A 23599-nucleotide genomic window follows, 5' to 3' on the forward strand; every position below is an offset into this window, starting at 1 on the left:
CGTAACGCAGGTTGTTCAAAATACTGAATTAAATTCTCACCCAACTCTTGGCCTGAACTCACAATTCGCAGGCCGCCCGCGTCAGCCAACATTTGGGTAATTTGGGCAAAGTCCCAATGATTCGGCCCCACCATCACAGGTACGCCCATGGCCACGGGTTCTAAGGGATTATGGCCACCATTTTCAATTAACGTCCGCCCACAAAGGCTTGATCGGCTGCGCCATAGAAGGTTAGCAATTCACCCATGGTATCGCCCACCAGCACCTGCGTCGTGGCGGTAATCGCTTGAGCCTCACTGCGGCGCACAAATTCAAACCCTTGGCTGGCGACAACATCGGCCACCGCCGCAAACTGTTCGGGATGACGCGGCGCAATCACCAATAACGCCTCAGGCCATTTAGCGAGCAGCTGCTTATGGGCGCTCAGCATGGCATCAAACTCACCGGGGTGAACACTCCCAGCCACCCACACGGGCGCAGCCTCTTTCCCCCAAGTCTGCCTTAGCTCTCGTGCTAGGGTTAATCGTTCAGGGGTGATAGTTAAATCAAACTTCAAACTGCCGCAAACAGTGACTCTATCAGCAGGCACCCCAAGGTCAATAAATCGTTGCGCCTCGGCTTGCGTCTGCACCGCAACCACATCTAAACGTTGCAACATGGGGCGACTCAACTGTGGACGCTTGGCATACTGCGCCGCCGATTTGGCCGACAACCTAGCATTAGCGAGCATCAAGCGCACGCCGCGCTTAGCCGCCAGCACCACGAGATTCGGCCACAGCTCAGTCTCCATAATGATGCACCATTTGGGGGATAACTGGCGCAGAAAGCGGTTCACGCACCAAGGCAAATCGAAGGGCAAATAACAGTGCTGCACTTGATCACCAAAGGCTTTACGCACCTCAGCAGAACCCGTGGGGCTTGAGGTTGTGACCGTAATCTTAAGCTGTGGATGCGCCTGTTGGATCTGGCGGATTAACGGAATCGCCGCCAGCGTTTCTCCCATAGAAACCGAGTGGATCAGTAAATCCGTTGGTGCCAGTCGTGTTAATCCGAAGCGTTCGCCCCAGCGGCCACGGTAATCAGGGCTTTTAATGGCACGGAACGCCAAATAGACAATCAGCAGAGGGGATAATAGATAAAGCAGCACACTGTAAAAAAATCGATTCATAAAAATCGTGCTTATGAGTTTTTGCCTGATGAATAGTGGCAATGTTAGCATAATATCCCCAAGCGTCCTCAAGATACGAGTTTCAGCCTCTTGAGATTGTTTGGGGATATCAATCGTATTGAATTTTTGTTCATTGGGATGAATCCATACGATTTTAAATTAGGGATAATTTACCAGCAGTGTAGCGGTCGTTGGTTAGCCTTCTTTAATCAATTTGTAGCGTTCACTAGCCACTTGGAAAATATATGAAAACCCGCGACAAAATCATCTATGCCAGCCTTGAGCTATTCAATGAGCACGGCGAACGAAATATCACCACCAATCATATTGCCGCTCACCTGAATATGAGTCCCGGGAATCTTTATTATCACTTCCGTAATAAGGAAGACATTATCCGCTCGATCTTCAGTCTCTACGAGGCGCACCTCGAATCGGGATTCCAACCCTATGAAGGTGAGCAAGTCAATGTGGAGCAATTGATCGGCTATTTCGACGCGATGTTTTACACCCTGTGGCAATTCCGTTTTATGTACGCCAATCTGGCCGATATTCTCGCCCGCGATGAAGAATTAAAAAGCCGCTATTTGCACGCCCAGCAGCAAGTATTAACCCGTTCAAGTCACGTGCTAGGTAAACTCAAGCAGGATGGTTTTTTAAATATTGATAACGATAAAATCACCCCACTTGCCGACACCATCAAGATGATTGTGAGTTTTTGGATTGGTTATCAGCTTACCCAGTCGAGCACGTCCACCATCACTAAAGGCATTTTGTACGAAGGAGTATTGCGGGTTTTGATGATTTTTAAGGCCTACGCCACGCCAACCTCCCAAGCGACCTTCTGTCGTTTAGAGCAGCACTACCACGAGTTAGCGACCCAAGATTCGCTTTAATCGTCCAACGCCGTCGCATTTAGCGCTAAACTCAACAGGTTAAACGCGCTAAATGCGGGCTCAATTCATGCCGTTGGCGGTGATGCGACATACATGCCGACCATGTTGCACATTAGTTTTTATAATGTAACAACCCCTTTAGCCCTAAACTAATTTATCTAGCTAACCTGCATGAAAAAAAGGCTGTAGGCCGATAGGGTTTAGCGTTAGAATGCCGCAACTCCCAGAATCAGAATAAAGTTAACTAAGGAGATATCAGGTGGCCTCTACCTCATTCTACGCACAGATTAATCAACAGCTTGCGGATATCAAAGCCGAAGGTTTATATAAAAGCGAGCGTGTTATTGCCTCACCGCAACAGACAGCCATTCAAGTAAATAACCAAGAAGTTGTTAACTTTTGTGCCAACAACTATCTAGGCCTAGCCAATCATCCTGAACTCATCAAAGCCGCACAGCAAGGCTTAGACAGTCATGGCTTTGGTATGGCGTCGGTCCGTTTTATTTGTGGAACCCAAGACATCCACAAGCAACTCGAAGCCAGCTTGAGTGAGTTCCTCGGCATGGAAGACACGATTCTGTACTCTTCTTGCTTCGACGCCAACGCGGGCCTGTTCGAAACCCTGTTAGATGCCGAAGATGCGATTATTTCCGACGCCTTAAACCATGCCTCTATTATCGATGGCGTGCGTTTATGTAAGGCCAAACGTTTCCGTTATGCTAACAACGATATGGCGGATTTAGAAACGCAATTGATCGCCGCAAAAGCAGCTGGCGCGCGCAATATTTTGATCGCCACCGACGGCGTATTCTCAATGGACGGCGTCATCGCCAACCTGCAAGGCGTGTGCGATTTAGCCGATAAATACGGCGCCTTGGTCATGGTTGATGACTCACATGCCGTGGGCTTTGTTGGCCTCAACGGCCGTGGTTCGCACGAACACTGCGGCGTAATGGGCCGTGTCGATATTATCACCGGCACCTTAGGCAAGGCCTTAGGCGGCGCATCGGGCGGTTTCACTTCAGGTAAAAAAGAAGTCATCGACTGGTTACGTCAACGCTCTCGCCCTTACCTATTCTCTAACTCATTGGCGCCTTCGATTGTAACGGCCTCTATCCATGTATTAGAGATGCTCAAATCGGGCCAAGCACTGCGTGAAGCGGTATGGGAAAACAGCCGTTATTTCCGCGAAAAAATGTCCGCGGCAGGCTTTACCTTAGGCGGCGCCGACCACGCGATTATCCCTGTGATGATTGGCGATGCCAAACTGGCGAGCGATTTCGCTAACCGTTTATTAGCAGAACATATTTACGTTATCGGCTTCTCATTCCCTGTCGTGCCAAAGGGACAAGCCCGTATTCGTACTCAAATGTCGGCGGCCCACACCCGTGAGCAACTCGACAAAGCGATTGAAGCCTTTACCCGTATCGCTAAAGAAATGGCGATTATTTAGGACCCTACAAAATGAAAGCACTAAGCAAGTTAAAAGCCGAAAAAGGCATTTGGTTAGTCGATGCGCCTAAGCCTGAAATGGGCCACAACGATCTGCTGATCAAGATTAAAAAGACCGCTATTTGTGGCACCGACATGCACATCTACAACTGGGACGAATGGTCACAAAAAACCATTCCTGTGCCTATGGTGGTAGGTCACGAATATGTGGGTGAAGTGGTTGATATCGGTCAAGAAGTTCGTGGCTTTAACATTGGTGACCGCGTTTCTGGCGAAGGCCATATCACCTGCGGCCACTGCCGTAACTGCCGCGCTGGTCGTACCCATTTATGCCGTAACACCTCAGGTGTGGGTGTAAACCGCGAAGGTTCATTTGCCGAATATTTGGTTATCCCGGCCTTTAACGCCTTCAAAATCCCCGATGATATCAGCGACGATTTAGCCTCTATCTTTGATCCATTCGGTAACGCAGTACACACAGCGCTGTCATTCGACTTAGTGGGCGAAGACGTGTTAATCACTGGCGCGGGCCCTATCGGTATTATGGCTGCGGCCGTATGTCGCCACGTTGGTGCTCGCCATGTGGTCATTACCGACGTTAACGAATACCGCTTAGAGTTGGCCCGTAAAATGGGTGCTACCCGTGCCGTTAACGTGGCTCAGGAAAACCTGAAAGACGTGATGAAAGAACTCGGAATGACCGAAGGGTTTGACGTGGGTCTAGAAATGTCTGGCGTACCTTCTGCCTTCCACGCCATGTTAGATACCATGAACCACGGCGGCAAAATCGCGATGCTCGGCATTCCAGGTGGCGAAATGGCGATTGATTGGAGCAAAGTGATCTTCAAGGGTCTGGTCATCAAAGGCATTTACGGCCGTGAAATGTTCGAAACCTGGTACAAGATGGCAAGCTTGATCCAATCTGGCTTAGATATTTCGCCTATCATCACCCATCACTACAAGATTGATGATTTCCAAAAAGGCTTCGACGCTATGGGCTCGGGCCAATCCGGTAAAGTCATCCTCAGCTGGGATTAATTCTCTTAGCTATGCCAATCACGGGGCTGTACACATGCAGCCCCATGTTGCACACTTATCCCATCGCTTATCCCTTTTCAGTTATTTCAGGTTTTATTATGTCTTCCTTTAAACACCTTAGCGTGAATCAATTAGTGCAAATGACCGAGTCAAAGCCAGTGCAAATCGTCGATATTCGCGATGGTCATAGCTTTAACAACGGCCACATTGATGGCGCATTTAATTTGAATAACGAGAATCTAGCGCACTTTATTAGCCAAGCGGATATGGACAGTCCTTTAGTGGTGGTTTGCTACCATGGCATCAGCAGCCAAAATGCCGCGCAATATCTGTGTGAGCAAGGGTTTGATGACGTTTATAGCCTAGATGGTGGCTTTAGCGCTTGGCATGAGGCCAATGCATGATAGAGATTGGCAGACTCCCCAACAGCAGAGCCGCGCAGGCCTTTGTCGATTACCTCAAAGGTGAACAGATAGACTGCCAAATTCAGCCATTACCGCAGGGAGTCGCTATTCTGGTTATCCGCGATCAGGATGCCGAGCAAGCCCGTAAAGAGTTCGCCCATTTTATCGCTCATCCTTACGATAACAAATACTTACAAGCCTCATGGGAGCATGGTGATACCAATACTAAGCTCGACTATGGCGCTCCTTCTTTACAGCTATTTACCCAATTTATCACAGGCGCAGGCCCAGTTACTCTTATCATCTTCGGCCTCTGTGTACTGATTTATGCTGCGATGAATTTAGGCTTCGCCAGCCCCGTTTACCAAGCCCTCTCCTATTTTGGCGCGGTGCCTGACGCGGGTATTAGCCAATTCTGGCGCGTGTTTACCCCAAGCTTGTTACACTTTTCGGCCATGCATATCATCTTCAATTTGCTCTGGTGGTGGTATTTGGGTGGAAAAATCGAGACTCGCATAGGCACAGCCCCGCTGTTAATCCTGCTACTGGTCGCAGGTACTTTACCCAATGTCGTCCAATACTATGTTAGTGGTCCCAACTTTGGCGGGCTGTCAGGCGTAGTATATGCGGTCGCTGGTTACACTTGGGTCATGGGGCGACGTAAACCAGAGGCGGGTATAGGTTTACCGCCCTCCTACATGGGGTTTATGTTGATTTGGCTGGTGTTAGGCTTTACGGATTTCTTAGGTGTTTCAGTTGCGAATGGCGCCCATATTGGTGGGCTATTGATAGGTCTCGCCCAAGGCTGGCTTGATAGTCGCAGTAAAGCTACTCGCTAACTCACCGCGATTTCCTCCATATTCAGATACAAATGCAGGGTAAGCCTTAGAGTTTACCCTGCTGTGTTTAGGCGTAATTACTTGGCCAGTTCTAGCACTTTGGCGACCAGCTTCTCGATGCCAGAGTGTGCCTCAGCAATATTCCCCGCCAACATATAAGCGGGCGTACTAACAATCTTATTATCCTCATCCACCACGATATCATGCACAGTCGCCGCCTGATGATTGCCGCCCATCAGATTAAAGGCTGCCACCGTATCCACATCATTACCGATAGTGCCCTTAGCGCCGTGCCCATATAAACGCGGGATCATCATAGGTGCGATGCAAATAAAGCCGACAGGCTTTTTCGCAAGAATAAATTCATTAATAAAATCAGTAACGAGTGGATTCACTTCACACTCACTGCCATTAGTGGCGAAATTACACAGATTTTTCGCCGCCCCAAAACCACCAGGGATAACTAGCGCATCAAAGTCGCTGATATCGAGTTCGGTCGTAGCCTTTACTTCGCCGCGGGCGATACGCGCCGATTCAACCAGCACATTTCGTGTCGCCGACTTGTCTACTTCACCAGTGAAGTGATTAACAACATGCATCTGATTGATATCAGGAGCAAAACACTGATATTGAGCCCCGGCTTTCGATAGAGATAATAACGTTAAAACCGATTCATGGATCTCTGTTCCATCGAAAACACCGCACCCACTGAGTAATACTGCGATTTTTTTCATTATAAATATCCTTCTTATGTCATTTGGTTTTAACAAACTGTAAACAAAATGGTTGATCTGCTTAAAAATCGTGCTAACTTAGTTCGTCGAATCTAAGGGTCGGTGAAAATTAAGCCAGCCTCTAGGTATTTTACGGAGTCAATAAAAAATCCACAAATCAGGAAGATTTTTCAAGAAACAGTATTGAACTCACACAAATATTATAAAAACATAAAAATCAACAACTTAAAAATATCGCACCAAGCCGTAATTATCGCCATTATTCACAGTTGACTTTTTCACTCACAGAGTTATCCACAGGCTGAGGGTCAATTTGCCATGGCTGAAATACCACTTCTGTGGCATGCTTAGCGCCATCTAAGTCATCGATAAACGAAAATTACTTATGCCGACCATAGCCAATAACCCACTTGTCCTTGTGGATGGATCTTCTTATTTATATCGCGCCTATTATGCGCCTCCTCACCTGACAAACTCAAAGGGCGAAGCTACTGGTGCAGTTTATGGCGTAGTGAATATGCTCCGCAGCCTATTAAGCCGTTATCAACCTAGTCATATCGCTGTGGTGTTCGACGCTAAAGGCAAAACTTTCCGCAATGACTTATATGAAGAATACAAGGCGCATCGACCACCGATGCCGGATGACCTGCGCTCACAAATTGAACCCCTGCACCGTATTATCCGTGCCTTAGGCTTGCCCTTAATCTCTATCCCAGGTGTTGAGGCAGATGATGTTATCGGCACTATCGCTCGCCAAGCGAGCCGCGAAAACCGCGCCGTACTCATCAGTACAGGCGATAAAGATATGGCGCAGCTGGTTGATGACAATATCACGCTGATCAACACCATGACAGATACCATTATGGGCCCTGAAGAAGTTGCGGCTAAATATGGTGTAGGTCCAGACAGAATTATCGATTTCTTAGCGCTGATGGGCGATAAGGCGGATAACATTCCCGGTTTACCTGGTGTTGGCGAAAAAACCGCATTAGCTATGCTCACGGGGGCGGGTAGTGTAGCCAATTTGCTTGCAGAGCCCGAAAAAGTAACCGAATTAGGCTTTAGGGGCGCAAAAACCATGGCGGCGAAAATCATCGACAATGCCGACATGCTAAAGCTGTCCTATGAGCTTGCCACCATTAAAACCGATGTTGAACTCGAACAAGATTGGCATGAGCTCACCGCCAAACCCGCTGACAGGGACGAACTGATCAAATGCTACGGCGAGATGGAGTTTAAACGCTGGCTTGCCGAAGTCTTAGATAATAAGGCGCCAGCGACGGTCGCAGCAAAAGCCGAAACAACAGAGACCCAAGAAGAGTCAGCGCCCAGCGTCACGATTGAAACCCAATACGATACAATTCTGACCGAAGCTCAGCTTGATGAGTGGATTGCCAAACTCAAACAAGCGCCATTAATGGCCGTAGATACCGAGACCACCAGCCTCGACTATATGGTTGCGGAACTTGTTGGCATGTCCTTCGCAGTGGAAGCAGGAAAAGCCGCTTATCTGCCTTTAGCCCACGACTATGTTGGCGCACCTCAACAATTAGATAAGCAGACTGCACTCGAAAAACTTCGCCCCTTACTCGAAGATGCCAAGATCAAAAAAGTCGGTCAAAACCTGAAATATGACATCAGCGTATTAGCCAATGCAGGCATAAAACTCCAAGGCGTGGTATTCGACACTATGCTCGAATCCTATGTGTTTAACTCGATCGCCTCACGCCATGATATGGATGGGTTGGCGCTAAAATATCTGGGCCATAAAAATATCGCCTTTGAAGATATCGCCGGTAAAGGTGCTAAACAGCTAACCTTCAACCAAATTTCGTTGGAAACAGCAGCTCCCTATGCGGCGGAAGATGCCGATATTACGCTACGCCTACATCAACACTTGTGGCCAAGACTCGAAAAAGAAGCTGAATTAGCCTCAGTTTTTACCGATATTGAACTGCCGCTGATCCAAATTCTGTCCGATATTGAACGCCAAGGTGTGTTTATCGATAGTATGTTGCTTGGTCAACAGAGTGATGAACTTGCCCGTAAAATCGATGAGTTAGAAACTAAAGCTTATGATATTGCTGGTGAAAAATTCAATTTAAGTTCACCAAAGCAACTGCAAGTGCTGTTTTTTGAAAAGCTGGGTTATCCGGTTATCAAAAAGACGCCTAAGGGTGCACCATCCACCGCCGAAGAAGTGCTGGTCGAATTGGCATTAGATTTTCCTTTGCCTAAGGTGATCCTTGAGCATCGCAGCCTGACCAAGTTAAAGAGTACTTACACCGATAAGTTACCTTTAATGGTGAACGCTAAAACCGGCCGAGTACACACAAGCTACCATCAGGCCAATGCCGCAACGGGGCGTTTATCCTCGAGCGAACCTAACCTACAGAATATTCCTATCCGCACCGAGGAAGGTCGTCGTATTCGCCAAGCCTTTATTGCACCGCAGGGACGTAAGATTTTAGCCGCCGACTATTCACAGATTGAATTGCGTATCATGGCGCATTTATCCCAAGACGCAGGCTTACTCAAAGCCTTCGCCGAAGGCAAAGACATTCACAGAGCCACCGCCGCCGAAGTATTTGGCACCGACTTTGACAGCGTAACCTCGGAGCAGCGTCGCCGCGCCAAAGCCGTTAACTTTGGCCTGATCTATGGTATGTCCGCCTTTGGATTAGCGCGTCAGCTCGACATCCCCCGCAACGAGGCACAAACCTATATAGACACTTACTTCGCCCGCTATCCTGGCGTATTAAGGTATATGGAAGAAACACGAGCCAGTGCAGCAGAGCTAGGCTATGTCTCTACGCTATTTGGTCGCCGTTTGTATTTACCCGAAATTCGCGACCGTAATGCAATGCGCCGCCAAGCAGCAGAAAGAGCCGCGATTAACGCCCCAATGCAAGGCACCGCCGCGGATATCATTAAAAAAGCCATGATCAGCATTGCCGATTGGATAAAAACTGATACCCAAGGTGAAATCGCCATGATCATGCAAGTGCACGACGAATTAGTGTTCGAAGTCGATGCCGATAAAGCTGAAAAACTCAAGCTCAAGGTGTGTGAACTCATGGCCAAAGCGGCCAATCTGGATGTAGAACTCCTAGCCGAAGCCGGCATTGGTGATAACTGGGATCAAGCCCACTAGCATTTAAACTGTAGACTTTAGCTTCGAACCTCATTGCTAACACTTACTAAGGCTCATTCATTAAAGGATGGGCCTTTGTATTTGGTGCGACTTTTATATACCGCTAAAATCGACGCCACAGAGGACAACATGGCGAGAAGTTGCTTACGTAGGCGAAAACCTTAAGGGCTAAGTCGCCTTAAGAGCGGGAAATAGCATTCGACCCTATACAATACTCTCTGTTACTAAATGTAATCTCCCCTCAATTCTCGCTGCTTTAACGCCGGCATAAGCACAACCTGCTATCCGCGAGACACTCCACACAAGCCTAAACAATCGTTCGCTGATGGATACAACCAACAACAATCATCAAAATAGAGTAAAAACATTAAATCTGAAGAATTGATCAATTCTGTACTAAAAATACAGTCTATTTAGCTAAAACAGTGGTTTAGATACTCTTTTTGAAAAGTTTAGATCAAACACCGCTGATTTTTTCACCTAAAACTTGAGATCTATCGCACACAATTATCACTTTTTCAAAAAAACTGTTTTCCATTTAAAGATAAATAGCGTATTATTCTCTGCGTAGGGTACAGAGGTTAAGATGTTCTATCTTTCAGACCTTTATTTCACTTATAGTGACGAGCCAAATTCTGGCGCCCCAGCAACTTGTTTGCTGGGGCTTTTTTTTGCTTTTTTTTCGCTCTAGGGATGATTTCAACAAAGGCGAGTAAATTTTAGAGTATTTACTTTAATAAAAGATAAATTCGATGTATGCTGTCGTCATTGAGAACCATTGAAGGTAATTTGATGGTGCTTGAGTCTTGTTGAATTTAGCTTCTCCCCAAAAGAGCTAAAACTTTGGCCGGTGACTATTGTTATCGGCTATTTTTTTGCCTGAAACTTGAGTGTTGAGAGTTGAAAATCAATTGTTTTATAAGGGGATAGAGCGGGATATCGCAGGGGAAGATGGCCGAATGCACTTGTGGCATCCGACCATAAAGCAAAAGACTTACTCGGCGCCGTCTTGGTTTTCTAACTCATCGGCCAACCATTGCGGATGACACCATTCATTTAAGATACTGAGCACTTTAGGTTTGCCCGTGCCCTTGAGCGCAGAAAAAGGCTCAACCTGTACCCAATCTCCAAACTCAACCAGCGCTTTACGCACTTCGTTCACGGTTTTCATCTTCGCGCTTTGCGCCAGCTTATCAGACTTAGTCAGTAATGCGAGTACCGGAATTTCACTCGCCACCGCCCATTCAATCATCTGCATATCCAGATCTTTTAGGGGATGACGGATATCCATTAAAACCACAACACCACTTAAACAAGCACGCTTCTGTAAATACTCGCCTAGAGATTGTTGCCATTTAATCTTCATGGCTAATGGCACTTGGGCAAAACCATAACCCGGTAAATCGACTAATCTACGCTGTGCATCAAGCTCAAATACGTTAATCAGTTGAGTACGTCCAGGCGTTTTACTGGTACGAGCCAAGTTTTTTTGCTCAGTTAATGCATTGAGCGCACTCGATTTTCCAGCATTTGAGCGACCAGCAAAAGCAATCTCAACACCGACATCGCCAGGCAGATATTGATCCAAATGTGCAATGTCTGGTGCACTGATTAAAAACTTCGCCCTGCGAAAATCTATATGAGATTCAGTCACTATTTACTCCAATATATTTACTGCGCAATACCATAATTTATGAAGAATTGCTTACTTTTCCACGTTTTCGTGTAAAATATTACCCCGATCACATTAAACATATTTTACCACGCTTGCGGGTCACCCTAGTAAGCTCAGGATAATAATCTTAACCAGAAGTTGGAACGCCATGAAAAAGTTAGCTCTTGCGCTGTCTGTTGTAGTTGCCGCCATATCTTCACCTGCGATTGCTGAAGGTAATGCTGAAGCGGGAAAAACTAAAATTATCGTCTGTTCTGCCTGTCACGGTATGGACGGTAACAGCATGATCGATATGTACCCTAAGCTTGCGGGCCAACACGCCACATACCTCCAAAAGCAACTACATGATTTCCGTAGTGCGGCACAATCTGGCGGTAAAGATGGTCGTATGGATCCTATCATGAGTGGTATGGCAATGCCTCTTAGTGATCAAGATATTCTCGACATTACTGCATATTTCTCTACTCAAGCAATCCAAGTTGCTGAGGTGAAAGATGTTCCTGAGCTAGGTGCAAAACTTTACAAAGGTGGCGATGTGTCACGCGGCATCACTGCATGTATGGCATGTCACGGTCCAGATGGTAAAGGGGCTGAATCAGCCGGTTTCCCAGCATTAGCCGGTCAACACGCTAACTATATCAAGATCCAACTGACTAAGTTCCGTGATGCAGGTCGTCACAACGACCTAAACGGTATGATGCAAGATGTCGCTAAGAAGTTAAATGACAGTGATATCGATGCACTATCTAAATATCTTGCTAGCCTGAAATAAGGTTTAGCGATGTAAAGAAGGGTGTGTTGTCACCCTTTTTTTACACTGCCTAGTTTACGTTAACGTAAACTGATAAAGATTCATGCTTGACATGGATCACAGATTTGGGTTTAATAAGCCCCGTACCGAGATAAACCCATCTGTTTGTACAAATAAATTAATAATAACTTACAGATTTCGGTATAATTAACATTCAAGATATAAGAATAAAGACTCTCAATAACAACAATATAACTAAGACCACTCTCTAATAATAACAAGAGCAGTGATTTCGCTTTGAAATCCAGGTCAGTACATTTTTGTAAGGGACGGCCGATAACGCCAATTTGCGAAAGCAAAACGCCTTACATTCAGGGTAACTTGCCCCATCAGGACACAGTTTTACATGATGTAAACTGTAGCAAAGGAAGCTAATCGCTTTGGATGCACTGGCTGGAAGCTTGTTATCACTGGAAGGTACTTCAAGTAACAAGGATGGTTGATTTAACGTCATTGATGACGCTGCTATAAAAGATGTGTCTTGAGACCATCTACGGAAACTGTGGTCAGGATGGCGACAGGAAAGAATTAAGAGTCTGGAAGACCGCTAACAAAAACACGCAGGGAAAGCAGTAAAAAAAGAAAGATACCGACCGGGAAAGTCGCATAGCAAGTACGGATACTTGGAATCAGAATAGGGTGCTAAAATGCACTGTTTGTAAGGCGGCAGTTTAACTGCCGCCTTTTTTCTTTGTGATTTTCAGTCAAAACGCACTTTGTCTAGAAAGTGCACTCTGCAAATATAATTGTTACAATCAAAGCCTTAATCTTTTATCAGTTGACTCAATGCGCAGATGTCCCCTTTGTCATAGCACACAAACACTGTTGCTCCTACAGGACAAAAAACGGTGTTTTTATATTTGCCAGACATGCGGACTCACTTTTGCTGATGCAAATAGCCATCTGCCTCCTGCGGCAGAAAAGCAGCGCTATGGCCGTTCGCGGATTGCCGCCAAACAACGCCAACTCTCGCAATTTATTTTGCCGCTACTGACACAAATACAACTGCAGCAAAAAGGTAGCCTTACGGGCTTAAATTTTGGACGCGTGTTAGATCAAACCAGTCTGGCGACCATTGAATCGGCGGGGCACACCTTCAAGCAATATGACCCTTTCTTTGCTCCTGACCATGAACCTCTAAAGCAAGAGTATGATTTTATTTGCTGCTACCGAGTATTTGAGCATTTTCAGTATCCCTTCAAAGAATGGAGATTACTGACCCGCTTGCTTAAACCAGGAGGCTGGTTAGCAATTAGTACTCCTTTATTAATTGATTTAGAAGGTTTTGCTAAGTGGCATTATAAAAACAATCTCACTCACGTGAGTTTTTACCAAAGACTAACTTTTGAATACCTAGCGAGTAATAGTGATTTTGAACTATTATTTGCCGCGAAAGACCTCGTTTTGATGCAAAAAACATCATAATCTGGTATAACAGCCGACCGAATTTAGCACTTAGTCGATCCAGTATCGGCTAGGCCATACGATGTAAATAATTGAGAAAATCATGTCTCGTAGCAAGAAAACACGCAAGGGCGGCGAGAATAGCCCCAAACAACAGCCAAGAGTGAAAAAGCAGGACCGTGCTGAAGTAACAGGCAAGCGCGCAGAAAAGGGTAACAAGTCTGGCAGTCGTCATAATGAAGCGCTGATCCAGGCTCAAGCACCACAGAAAAAGGCTGCACAGAGCAAAGATCCTCGCCATGGCAGTAAAAAACCTGTGGCTTTGACGTTGCCAACCGCGACAGAAAAGCCAGCCACGCCAAAGGTTAAGCAGCCAAAGTTAACTGACGAGCAAAAATTACTGAAGCTGGAAGAAGATCCAAGACTAAATCAGTTGCTCGATATGCTAGAAGAAGGTCGCAACTTAAATGATGCCGATCAAAAATGGTTAGATCAGCAGCTGAATAAGATTGAAGCCCTGATGATTAAACTGGGTATTAGCGATGAGCTAGAAGATGAAGTGCCAGCGAAATCTAAAGCTGATTCAGATGACGACCTGTTCGATCGCTTTGAATCAGGTGCCGAACTGCTAAAAGATTATCAAGATAAGTTTTAAATCTTAGAATATGCATAAAAACAAAACGATTATGTTTTGTTTTTATGCTTTCTGAACAAGGAGTTCTCGTGTCTACCACTCTTATCGTTCTTGGTTTTATCATTATTGTTGCCCTCAGTAGCTACGCCACTTTTTTACTCCTCAAACTCAAGCAACAAAAACACCGTCAACAAGCGCTTTTTGCCGAGCGCGAAGTGGCAGCTAATGCCAAACGAGCACAAGTACTCGAAGATATCCGCTATATTGCGACAGCCATGATTGAAGACCGCTGTGAAATCTCCGAAGGCGTGGTCAGGATTGGGCGTTTGTTTGAGATTTTATCCCTCAGCGAGCGAGTCGCACCAGAGTTTCCTGCACTCTTCCAACATTTTGAGTTAATTAAAAATCATCCGATTATGGAAGCCCGCCAAGCTCTGCCAAAGCAAGATCGAATGAAACTCGATTTTACACGAATGAAATCTGAAGCTGAGCTTGCCGAAGGTATTAACGAAGATGCTAAAAAGTTGTCGACTTATCAGCTAAAAGCACCGCACTAAAAACGCTTACTCCGTCTCGAAGCCAAATTTGGATCGGTTTCGAGGCGATCAATTTAAATCCGTTCATCACATAGAGTGCGACTTCCCGTGAGCCTGTGCACAAAACCTCCAAAAAACGACAGACACACGCTCTTTTTTCATAGATATTGCGTAACTTCTAAAATGGCAGACATCATTTTTACAACCTAGATCAAGGTTATTTACCTAAGAACCTTGCATACTTCGTTTGTTGCTAATTTACCCTCGGAGGACACGCCTTGAAGCAGCCCACTCAGATAAGCTGGGATCAGTCGATGATCGAAAAATATAACTACAGCGGTCCCCGTTATACTTCTTATCCAACGGCGCTAGAGTTCGATGATTCATTCACTGAACAAAACCTGTTAACGGCGATTGAAAACAGTAAGAGTGACAAACTGTCGCTGTATATTCACATCCCCTTCTGCGCCAAACTTTGCTACTACTGTGGCTGTAATAAAGTCATCACTCGCCACGCCCACAAGGCTGATCAATACATTGAGTATTTAAGCCTCGAAATTATTAAGCGTGCTCCGCTGTTTAAGCACTACACAGTCACCCAAATGCACTGGGGCGGCGGCACTCCAACCTTCTTAAATCCAGAGCAAATTTTGAAGTTAACCGACTTAATCAAGGCTAACTTTAACTTTGCCGCTGAAGGTGAGTTCTCGATCGAAGTTGACCCGCGTGAGATTGAGCTTTCAATGCTCGATACCTTAAAAGAAGCAGGCTTTAACCGCATTTCTATCGGGGTGCAGGACTTCAATAAAGAAGTACAAGTCGCAGTTAACCGCGAGCAGGACGAGCAATTTATTTTCGATTTAATGGCCAAAGCCAAGGCCATGGGATTCGTCTCAACCAATATCGACTTAATTTACGGTCTGCCACACCAGACACCCGAAACATTCGCCGCCACCATGCAGCGCGTGTTAGACCTGTCGCCCGACCGTCTATCTGTATTCAACTATGCCCACTTACCTGCACGTTTTGCCGCGCAGCGTAAGATTAAAGATGAACACTTACCTTCGCCGAAACAAAAACTCGAGATGTTGCATCAAACGATCGAGACCTTAACTGGCGCAGGTTATCAGTACATTGGCATGGACCACTTCGCTAAGCCCGACGATGAGCTGGCTAAGTTACAACGCGAAGGCAAACTGCATCGCAACTTCCAGGGTTATACCACCCAAGAAGAATGCGACCTGCTCGGTCTTGGCGTGTCTTCAATCAGCCAAATCGGCGATTGTTATGCGCAAAACCAGAAGGACATTCGTCCTTACTACGAAGCCATCGACAAAGACGGACATGCGCTGTGGAAAGGTTGTAGCCTGAACCGTGATGACGAAATCCGCCGCGTCGTGATCAAACAACTCATCTGCCACTTCGATTTAGATATGGCAAAAATGGACGAAAAACTGGGGATTAAGTTTGAGGAATACTTCGCCGAAGACTTAAAACTGCTGCAAACCTTTATCGATGATAAATTAGTTGAAATCGCCGACAGAAAGATCACCATCAGCCCAACGGGCCGCCTGTTGATCCGCAATATCTGTATGTGCTTCGACCTTTACTACCGTCAAAAAGCGCGTCAACAACAGTTCTCCCGTGTGATCTAACACTGACACATCTCCAATAAAAAAATCCGACTCAAATGTCGGATTTTTTATTGGGAAATAGAGCTGATTACTTAAGCTTTAGCCGCATACAGCGCCTTACGCTCACTCTCGGATAAAAACGCCATTTCCACCCCGTTGCGTTGCACCTGAGCCAGCTCAGCATCACTTAGTCCCAGTTCAGACTTAGCAATGCGGTATTCATGCTTGATATCAATCGCACTCACACCCGGATCATCGGTGTTAAGGCTTATCAACACACCAGCATCCATAAAGGTTCTGAAGGGATGTTCAGCATAGGAAGACACTGTCGAGGTGTGCAGGTTGCTGGTTGGGCAAGATTCGATACCAATACGATGTTTAGCGAGATATTCCATCAGCTTAGGATCGTGAATCGCATTCACCCCATGGCCGATACGTGTCGCGCCCAACTCCTGAATCGCTTGCCACATACTTTGCGAACCCGCCGCTTCGCCCGCATGGGCGGTAATCGCTAAGCCCGCGTCTCGCACTCGCTTAAAGTGCTCATTAAACAACTCGCCAGGAAAACCTAACTCATCGCCAGCTAAATCCATCGCGACTAAGTGTTGTTTATGGGCGAGTAGACCTTCAAGCTCCTGAGTACAAGCGGCTTGGCCGAAGGAGCGCGACATAATCCCGATAAGATTGATCTTAACTTGATAATCTTTCAGGCCTGCTTTCACCCCATCGATAACCGCTTCAACCACACCTTCAATCGGTAGCTTATGGTTCATCGCCATGTAATATGGGCTAAAACGCAGCTCCGCATAATCAAGGCCAGATAACGCCGCATCGGCCACGTTTTCATAGGCGACACGTTTTACCGCATCTAAATCAGCGAGAACGGCCACCATCCAGTCAAGCTTCTTCAAGAAGGCGACTAAGCTGGTTTCTTTCCCCTGAATTTGTACAAATGGCGCGAGAGTCTCTAAAGAATCGGCAGGCAAAGCAATGCCATGTTGGTGTCCGAGTTCCCAAATGGTGTTCACTCGCACGTTACCATCTAAGTGACGATGCAAATCCACCAATGGAATGGATGTATTGATCATAATTAACCCCTATGTGAACTACCCAGCCAATGCTTTTGTTATTTGGTCTAGGGCGGACACTAAGTTTAACACGCATTCTTGGGTGGCACTTAGCTAAGGGCAGGATTTAAATTCACATTCAGTCACAATTCTGCTTAATATGCGTACAAGAATCTGGGGTAAACCTCAGGCATAATGACTTCAATAACAACGAAAATATCCGAGATAAATCATGCATAAACTCTTTACCCCAAGCTTACTGATTTGCGCCCTAACTGCCTGTAGCACAGCTCAAACTCCTATCGAACATACACCGACAACCATCACTACAGCGCAGGCGCCAGCCAAAACTATGGCACCAGCACTGCAAGCGATTGTGGATCAAAGTTGGCAACTCCAACTCAGTGCCAGCCCAGAAATGGCCTATGGAATGGGGGACAAAAGTGCTGCGGGTAAACTACAAGATCTGTCACCAGAAGCCTTAGCCAAGCTCAATCAAGGACAAATTGCCATTCTGGCCCAATTGAAAGCACTGGATCGCAGCAAGCTGAGTAAAGAAGATAAAATCAACGCCCAAATCCTCGAGGATCAGATCCAAAATGAGGTTGATCTCTATAAATACAAGGATTACTACCTGCCAATCACCGCAGAGAGCGGCTTCCACGCCTACATATCTTCCATTGCACAAGGGCGATTCAACACCCTAGAGGATTACCAAAACTACCTAGGTAAGCTTAAGGCACTACCGACCTATTTTGCCCAGCAAACCCATTGGTTAAAACAAGGCTTAAAGGAAGGCATTACACCGCCTAAGGCGACGCTCAAGGGATTTGAAAACAGCATTAGTGCTTACATCTTACCGGTAGATAAAAGCAGTTATTTCAAGCCATTTACTCAATATCCAAGCCACTTTACCGAGGTGCAAAAAGCACAGCTCACCCAAGAAGGCAAAATCTTAGTCGAACAAAATGTAATCCCGACCTATCAGGCTTTTTATGATTTTATGACTCAGGAGTATATGCCCAACACTCGGGAAAATATTGCCGCCAACAGCTTACCCGATGGTGATGCCTTCTATGAGAACCGCGTTCGCTACTACACAACCTTAAATATGACCTCGGCCGAAGTGCACGAACTTGGTTTAAAAGAAGTTAAGCGTATCCGCCAGGAAATGGAGCAAGTCATTAAGTCTGTTGGCTTTAAAGGCAGCTTTGCCGACTTTTTACATTTCTTAAGAACCGATCCCCAGTTTTATACCACCAGTGCGGATCAGCTCCTGAAAGAGGCGGCCTTTATTGCCAAAAAAGCCGATGCCATGTTGCCCAAATATTTTGGTAAATTGCCGCGAAAACCCTACGGTATCGCGCCAGTGCCGGCCGAAATTGCCCCTAAATACACTTCAGGCCGTTATTCAGGCTCTAATCGTGATGACGAGCCGGGTTACTACTGGGTTAATACCTACGCCTTAGATAAGCGCCCGCTCTATGAACTCGAAGCGCTAACGCTACACGAAGCTGTGCCCGGACATCATCTGCAGATTTCACTTAACTCCGAACTGAGCTCGTTGCCTGATTTTCGTCGCTATAGCTACATTTCGGCCTTTGGTGAAGGTTGGGGATTGTATAGCGAGTACTTAGGCTTAGAAGCGGGATTCTATCAAGACCCTTACAGTAACTTTGGACGCCTCACTTACGAGATGTGGCGCGCAGCTCGCCTCGTTGTCGATACGGGGATGCACGCCCAAGGCTGGAGTCGAGAGCAAGCCATCGAGTTTATGGCGAGCAACACGGCGTTGTCGCTCCATAATGTGACTACTGAGATTGATCGTTACATTACTTGGCCAGGGCAAGCGCTCTCCTACAAAATTGGTGAGCTCACCATTAAACGCCTGCGCGCGAAAGCCGAGCAAGCCTTAGGCGATAAATTTGATATTCGTGCCTTCCACGACGCCGTATTAGAGAATGGTTCTGTGCCTATGTCGGTGCTGGAGCAGCAGATAAACGACTTTATCGAAACGCAAAAAGCCGCGATTTAAGCTCATCCAAGGGAGCGGGTATTTTCCTGCTCCCTTTCCTGCCCGCCCCAGTTCTCTGATACACTCTAGCAAACCTTTTTGCCCGAGATGTGCGACAGAGTATGAGCCAAACGCCCCTAAACTTTCCAAGGGAAGAGTTTTCCAAGGTAGCTTTTTCAACGGAACACGATTTAAATACTTCTGAACAGCAAGCCTTTTGGCAAACCGTTGTCCAAGACACACTCAACCCCCCGATGGATTAACCTTGGCCTATATGATGGTCAAGCATCCCAAGGCCCATGCCAGCATAGTCATCAGCAGCGGCCGGGTTGAATCCTACTTAAAGTATCAAGAATTGGTATTTGACCTGTATCAGCAAGGCTATTCGGTGTTTGCCATCGATCACCGCGGCCAAGGGTTATCGAGCCGCATGACGGCCAACCCCCATCAAGGCCACGTGCGGCGGTTTAATGACTATATCGACGACTTTGCCCTATTTATGCAAACCGTTGTACTCAAACATGCCACTTCGCCACTGTTCTTGCTCGGACATTCCATGGGCGGCGCCATCGGTACCTTGTATCTCAAACAACATCCGGATGTGTTTACCGCGGCGGCATTCTCAGCCCCCATGTATGGTATTAAGTTACCCATGCCCAAAGGATTTGTCCGTTGGTTAGCCAGTAAGCTTGATACTAGCCTCAACGGTGGAGAGCCTAACTATGTTCTCAGCGGGCAAAACTATAAGGCCGCTCCCTTTAAGGGAAATGATCTCACCCATTGCCAGAGTCGTTATCAAGCCTACCGAGAGTTGTACGATGCGGCGCCAAAGTTGCAGTTAGGCTCACCCACTAACCGCTGGTTGACTGAATCTTTAGATGCGGCCGATGCCTGTGTCTTGGCCACGGCACATATCCGCACACCCATTCTGATCCTACAAGCTGGTGAGGATAAAATTGTCGACAATGCCGCACAAAATCTTGCGGTGAGTTCTAATTGCCAACTAAAAGTGATTGCAGGTGCTGCCCATGAAATTTTTATGGAGAAAGATAGCTATCGCAATCAAGCACTCAATTACGTACTCGACTTTTTTAAACGCTACGCAACAAGGGACGTGGACAAGCAAGCTGTATAAAATCATTAAAACTCAAGGCTCGAGCGATATTGTAGCCTTGAAAGTGCGTACATCCTAAGGCTGTAAATAGCTGCTGTTGCTGTACAGATTCGACACCTTTCGCCACTATCGGCAGTTTAAAAGATTGTATCGATTGAATAAGCGCTTGGCTCCAACTGGCATCAACCAGCAAGCTTGCAGCACAATGCAAATCTAACTTAACTTCTGTAAGCGGGTAGTGGTGTAGGCAACTTAAGGCGCACTGACCAGCACCAAAGTTATCTAATGTAATCGCAATACCAGCCTCTGTTAACTGTCGGATACGTGGCTCAACAAAAGCGTTAGCGGTAAGCAATATACCCTCAGCAAGTTCAACCCCCAGTTGCTTATCATCAAGCTCATAGGAACGAACTAAAGTAATAAATTGATCTACAAAATCAGCTTGGCAAAAAGATAAGGTACTTATATTCAAAGTCATACGCGGCAGAATGATGCCCTGTTGCTTAAACTGTTTGACTAACAGACAAACTCGATCGGCAACATTTAAATCAAGCGCGGCGATTAATCCATTATGCTCAGCTAAGCGAATAAACTGCGCTACAGGCACAATTTCACCATTGGTTAAATACCAGCGAGATAAAACCTCTGCAGAAACAATTTTGCCTTGCCTATCAACAACAGGCTGGAACATCAAAGAGAGTTGATTGTCAGTAATCGCATGTTGTAATGCACTGATTAATGACGATTCAGGATCAACAGCAGACGCTAAGTCTGGATGATAAAACGCGCATCCCTCATGCTCCAGTGACAGAGCACACTTCATTGCGAGTTGCGCACGCTGAACCACGAGTTCTGGAGTGAGAGTATCGACGGGATCTAATAAACAAATACCCACGTTGGCACTCAAACTAAAATGAGACTCTCCATAATGGAAAGGGCGAATCGTAATTTGTCTTAACTCGGTTGCCAAAGCTAATGCACGACGCCCTGCAATCTCAGCATCAACGGCCAACTCCTTAATTAAAAGAGCAAAATGACCAAGTTCAATATGAGCAACGACAATGTTCTCTGTAAAATAACTCGAGAGCCTTGCACTTAACTGCGACAGTAAACGCTCAAGTTCGTGGGATGATAATGCCTCGCTAACGCCTAAGGTATCGACATTAACGAATAATAATGCTCCCCACTGGCCAGAACTATTACGTTGAGTCAGGTAATGTGACAATTGCGCCATAAATACTTCAGGAAGCATCCGATGACCACCTGCCGATTGCTTCACTAACTCCGCAATCGCAGCATGGTTTCTCTCACTCTCTGATACATCGACATGAATGCCTATCATCCGAGTCGGTCTACCAAGATGGTCCCAGTCGACTAACATGCCACGGTCAAATACCCAGACATAATGCCCTTCGCGGTGCTGTAAGCGATGAACACTCTCAAACTCTTTTGTTTTTCCGCTCACATATTCCTGTAAGCAATGCAATACAGCCCGTCTATCCTCGGGATGCAAACGTGTTTCCCATGTCTGGAATACCCCTTCCAGTTCATCGGGTTGATAACCTATCATTTCTTTCCAGCGGTCGGAGAGAAACACTTCGCCAGTACGAAGATCCCAATCCCAAATACCATTGCGCGACCCTTCAACGGCAAATAACCAACGCTGTTCACTATCATTAAGCTGTTTAACCGCTCGCGCTAACCGATCATGAACCAATTGTAGGTTTGTTTGCAGGGATAAAATCTCGGACGCACTCCAAGGTACTTGAGTAGAAAATGCCGATGTGCCGACATGTTGTGCCGATTTGCATAACAGCTTCAGTGGACGTATTAGCAGATAATATAACACGCATGTAAAGCCAATAAGCAGCAACGCCCCAAGCCCCCACACACGCATAAATCGCTGTTGTAACTCGCTTGATGCTCTCGCGACCAAAGGGGCTAGATCAGATTCAAGATAAAGCAGCTCTGTGGCCCCAGGATACTGGGCGTCAACTGGATAATAAGCTTGAATTGATAACCTTTCTGGATTGACCGAAATACTTGCCTGACCTGATTGCACTACGACATGATGTCTAAGCACATCATATCCATCAATCACTTCTATCGCATTGCTATCGCGCCAAACAGTATGATTAGCAAAACGGATCCGACTGTTCGCATCAAGCAAGATATAAACCATCACATTCATATCTAAGGTTGCTAGAGACACTTCCTGCTCAATCCGCTCAATATCTTGCAGTGCCTGTGCTGACTGAACGACAGCCTGCATACGCAAAAGCTGCTGTTTTATCTGACTCACTTGACGATCAGCTAACTCCTTACGCACCAGTTCACTCTCATAAAAATACTCAGCCGTCACTAACACTAAATAAAGTGTCAGCATACACACAGGAATTAATACGGCGAGTGAGAGTTTGCGAAGCATTGGTAGCTTATGATCTTAAATAAAGAAATAGACGCCCTGTATGCTAACGGTAAACCTACGACTAAGCAAAAAGACTTAACATAAATACGAGTATTTTGGAGAGCACTACCTAAAAAATTAAGACAGTGATTGATTGTAATCATCTAATAACATTTAGATGTTTTGAATATGGGATAGCTATGTTACAAAAAGCAGGCTATTTGAAATTTCAAAAACAAAAAAGCCAGCTTATTCAGCTGGCTTCATTGTTTATTTAGGCGCTTGGCGATGACCTACTCTCACATGGGGAGACCCCACACTACCATCGGCGCGATTGCGTTTCACTTCTGAGTTCGGGATGGGATCAGGTGGGACCACAATGCTATTGTCACCAAGCAAATTTGGTTTAAACAAGACTCGAGAGCGCACTCCGTGCTGCTAGATTCTAGGAACTAAAATCTGCTCTTATCTTATTTAATAATTCGGAAAGCTGTATTGAGTATCACTTCTTAAGTGTTCATATTCGTCTAAGTGCTACTTAGCAAAACCCATCTGGGTTGTATGGTTAAGCCTCTCGAGTCATTAGTATCAGTTAGCTCAACGCCTCACAACGCTTACACA

16 protein-coding genes, 1 rRNA gene and 2 pseudogenes are annotated in these 23599 nt (G+C 46.1%); 13 read left to right on the forward strand and 6 right to left on the reverse strand.

Going from position 1 to position 23599, the window contains the following annotated elements; genetic code table 11:
• Nucleotides 1-1168: pseudogene (gene waaA, locus SHEWPOL2_RS16540) on the reverse strand (lipid IV(A) 3-deoxy-D-manno-octulosonic acid transferase); the annotation flags it as partial.
• A gap of 245 nt (nt 1169-1413) precedes the next feature.
• On the opposite strand from waaA, the gene SHEWPOL2_RS16545 reads away from it, so the two are divergent.
• The 5 genes from SHEWPOL2_RS16545 to glpG all read left to right on the forward strand — a co-directional run bounded on the left by SHEWPOL2_RS16545 (nt 1414) and on the right by glpG (nt 5794).
• A complete protein-coding gene (locus SHEWPOL2_RS16545; protein WP_037429850.1) occupies nt 1414-2061 on the forward strand; it encodes a TetR/AcrR family transcriptional regulator in 648 nt (215 codons plus the stop codon).
• A 259-nt stretch (nt 2062-2320) separates the two neighbouring features.
• Nucleotides 2321-3514: a glycine C-acetyltransferase gene (locus SHEWPOL2_RS16550; RefSeq protein ID WP_037429852.1), complete on the forward strand. Its 1194-nt coding sequence runs from the start codon at nt 2321-2323 to the stop codon at nt 3512-3514.
• Between the two features lie 11 nt (nt 3515-3525).
• The gene (gene tdh / locus SHEWPOL2_RS16555; protein ID WP_037429853.1) at nt 3526-4551 is read left to right on the forward strand and encodes an L-threonine 3-dehydrogenase; all 1026 of its coding nucleotides are present in this window, start codon (nt 3526-3528) and stop codon (nt 4549-4551) included.
• Nucleotides 4552-4649: 98 nt separating this feature from the next.
• Nucleotides 4650-4955: a thiosulfate sulfurtransferase GlpE gene (glpE, locus tag SHEWPOL2_RS16560; RefSeq protein WP_037429864.1), complete on the forward strand. Its 306-nt coding sequence runs from the start codon at nt 4650-4652 to the stop codon at nt 4953-4955.
• Complete coding sequence (gene glpG / locus SHEWPOL2_RS16565) at nt 4952-5794, forward strand: rhomboid family intramembrane serine protease GlpG (RefSeq protein ID WP_037429854.1); 843 nt, start codon at nt 4952-4954, stop codon at nt 5792-5794. The genes glpE and glpG overlap by 4 nt, the downstream gene beginning before the upstream one ends.
• Before the next feature lie 77 nt (nt 5795-5871).
• Here the strand turns inward: glpG and elbB are convergent, their stop codons facing one another.
• Nucleotides 5872-6528, reverse strand: coding sequence for an isoprenoid biosynthesis glyoxalase ElbB (elbB, locus tag SHEWPOL2_RS16570; RefSeq protein WP_037429856.1), 657 nt, complete (start codon nt 6526-6528; stop codon nt 5872-5874).
• A 385-nt stretch (nt 6529-6913) separates the two neighbouring features.
• Between elbB and polA the strand changes: the two genes are divergently transcribed.
• The gene (gene polA, locus SHEWPOL2_RS16575; RefSeq protein ID WP_037429858.1) at nt 6914-9682 is read left to right on the forward strand and encodes a DNA polymerase I; all 2769 of its coding nucleotides are present in this window, start codon (nt 6914-6916) and stop codon (nt 9680-9682) included.
• Nucleotides 9683-10676: 994 nt separating this feature from the next.
• On the opposite strand, the gene yihA is transcribed toward polA, so the two are convergent.
• A complete protein-coding gene (gene yihA / locus SHEWPOL2_RS16580; protein WP_037424068.1) occupies nt 10677-11336 on the reverse strand; it encodes a ribosome biogenesis GTP-binding protein YihA/YsxC in 660 nt (219 codons plus the stop codon).
• A gap of 169 nt (nt 11337-11505) precedes the next feature.
• Here yihA and SHEWPOL2_RS16585 point away from each other — a divergent pair, with 169 nt between their 5' ends.
• The 5 genes from SHEWPOL2_RS16585 to hemN all read left to right on the forward strand — a co-directional run bounded on the left by SHEWPOL2_RS16585 (nt 11506) and on the right by hemN (nt 16397).
• Nucleotides 11506-12129: a c-type cytochrome gene (locus SHEWPOL2_RS16585; RefSeq protein ID WP_037424071.1), complete on the forward strand. Its 624-nt coding sequence runs from the start codon at nt 11506-11508 to the stop codon at nt 12127-12129.
• 825 nt (nt 12130-12954) lie between these two features.
• Nucleotides 12955-13593 (forward strand): class I SAM-dependent methyltransferase, encoded by a 639-nt coding sequence (locus SHEWPOL2_RS16595; RefSeq protein WP_037429866.1) that lies wholly within the window; start codon nt 12955-12957, stop codon nt 13591-13593.
• 82 nt (nt 13594-13675) lie between these two features.
• Nucleotides 13676-14227: a Der GTPase-activating protein YihI gene (gene yihI / locus SHEWPOL2_RS16600; protein ID WP_037424074.1), complete on the forward strand. Its 552-nt coding sequence runs from the start codon at nt 13676-13678 to the stop codon at nt 14225-14227.
• Nucleotides 14228-14295: 68 nt separating this feature from the next.
• Entirely contained in the window at nt 14296-14763 is a 468-nt protein-coding gene (locus tag SHEWPOL2_RS16605) for a DUF2489 domain-containing protein (RefSeq protein WP_037429860.1), read from the forward strand.
• Nucleotides 14764-15020: 257 nt separating this feature from the next.
• Entirely contained in the window at nt 15021-16397 is a 1377-nt protein-coding gene (hemN, locus tag SHEWPOL2_RS16610; protein WP_081990920.1) for an oxygen-independent coproporphyrinogen III oxidase, read from the forward strand.
• Between the two features lie 71 nt (nt 16398-16468).
• Here the strand turns inward: hemN and add are convergent, their stop codons facing one another.
• Nucleotides 16469-17464: an adenosine deaminase gene (gene add, locus SHEWPOL2_RS16615; RefSeq protein WP_011718822.1), complete on the reverse strand. Its 996-nt coding sequence runs from the start codon at nt 17462-17464 to the stop codon at nt 16469-16471.
• 211 nt (nt 17465-17675) lie between these two features.
• Between add and SHEWPOL2_RS16620 the strand changes: the two genes are divergently transcribed.
• Together SHEWPOL2_RS16620 and SHEWPOL2_RS16625 are read left to right on the forward strand one after the other, a co-directional pair.
• The gene (locus SHEWPOL2_RS16620; RefSeq protein ID WP_037429861.1) at nt 17676-19478 is read left to right on the forward strand and encodes a DUF885 domain-containing protein; all 1803 of its coding nucleotides are present in this window, start codon (nt 17676-17678) and stop codon (nt 19476-19478) included.
• Nucleotides 19479-19579: 101 nt separating this feature from the next.
• A pseudogene (locus SHEWPOL2_RS16625) lies at nt 19580-20592 on the forward strand (alpha/beta fold hydrolase).
• On the opposite strand, the gene SHEWPOL2_RS16630 reads toward SHEWPOL2_RS16625, so the two are convergent.
• Complete coding sequence (locus SHEWPOL2_RS16630; protein ID WP_037429862.1) at nt 20549-22999, reverse strand: EAL domain-containing protein; 2451 nt, start codon at nt 22997-22999, stop codon at nt 20549-20551. The pseudogene SHEWPOL2_RS16625 and the gene SHEWPOL2_RS16630 overlap by 44 nt on opposite strands.
• Before the next feature lie 259 nt (nt 23000-23258).
• Nucleotides 23259-23374 (reverse strand): 5S ribosomal RNA (gene rrf / locus SHEWPOL2_RS16635).
• Nucleotides 23375-23599: the final 225 nt, after the last annotated feature.

It is taken from the genome of Shewanella sp. POL2 (genome assembly GCF_000282755.1).
GTDB classification, from domain to species: domain Bacteria; phylum Pseudomonadota; class Gammaproteobacteria; order Enterobacterales; family Shewanellaceae; genus Shewanella; species Shewanella xiamenensis.

Bases quoted from the DNA above. Each gene is read 5' to 3' on its own strand.
- polA (WP_037429858.1), top strand. From the start codon at position 6,914: ATGCCGACCATAGCCAATAACCCACTTGTCCTTGTGGATGGATCTTCT.
- tdh (WP_037429853.1), top strand. From the start codon at position 3,526: ATGAAAGCACTAAGCAAGTTAAAAGCCGAAAAAGGCATTTGGTTAGTC.
- glpE (WP_037429864.1), top strand. From the start codon at position 4,650: ATGTCTTCCTTTAAACACCTTAGCGTGAATCAATTAGTGCAAATGACC.
- yihI (WP_037424074.1), top strand. From the start codon at position 13,676: ATGTCTCGTAGCAAGAAAACACGCAAGGGCGGCGAGAATAGCCCCAAA.
- SHEWPOL2_RS16620 (WP_037429861.1), top strand. From the start codon at position 17,676: ATGCATAAACTCTTTACCCCAAGCTTACTGATTTGCGCCCTAACTGCC.
- SHEWPOL2_RS16585 (WP_037424071.1), top strand. From the start codon at position 11,506: ATGAAAAAGTTAGCTCTTGCGCTGTCTGTTGTAGTTGCCGCCATATCT.
- glpG (WP_037429854.1), top strand. From the start codon at position 4,952: ATGATAGAGATTGGCAGACTCCCCAACAGCAGAGCCGCGCAGGCCTTT.
- SHEWPOL2_RS16545 (WP_037429850.1), top strand. From the start codon at position 1,414: ATGAAAACCCGCGACAAAATCATCTATGCCAGCCTTGAGCTATTCAAT.
- add (WP_011718822.1), bottom strand. From the start codon at position 17,464: ATGATCAATACATCCATTCCATTGGTGGATTTGCATCGTCACTTAGAT.
- SHEWPOL2_RS16630 (WP_037429862.1), bottom strand. From the start codon at position 22,999: ATGCTTCGCAAACTCTCACTCGCCGTATTAATTCCTGTGTGTATGCTG.
- SHEWPOL2_RS16595 (WP_037429866.1), top strand. From the start codon at position 12,955: ATGCGCAGATGTCCCCTTTGTCATAGCACACAAACACTGTTGCTCCTA.
- elbB (WP_037429856.1), bottom strand. From the start codon at position 6,528: ATGAAAAAAATCGCAGTATTACTCAGTGGGTGCGGTGTTTTCGATGGA.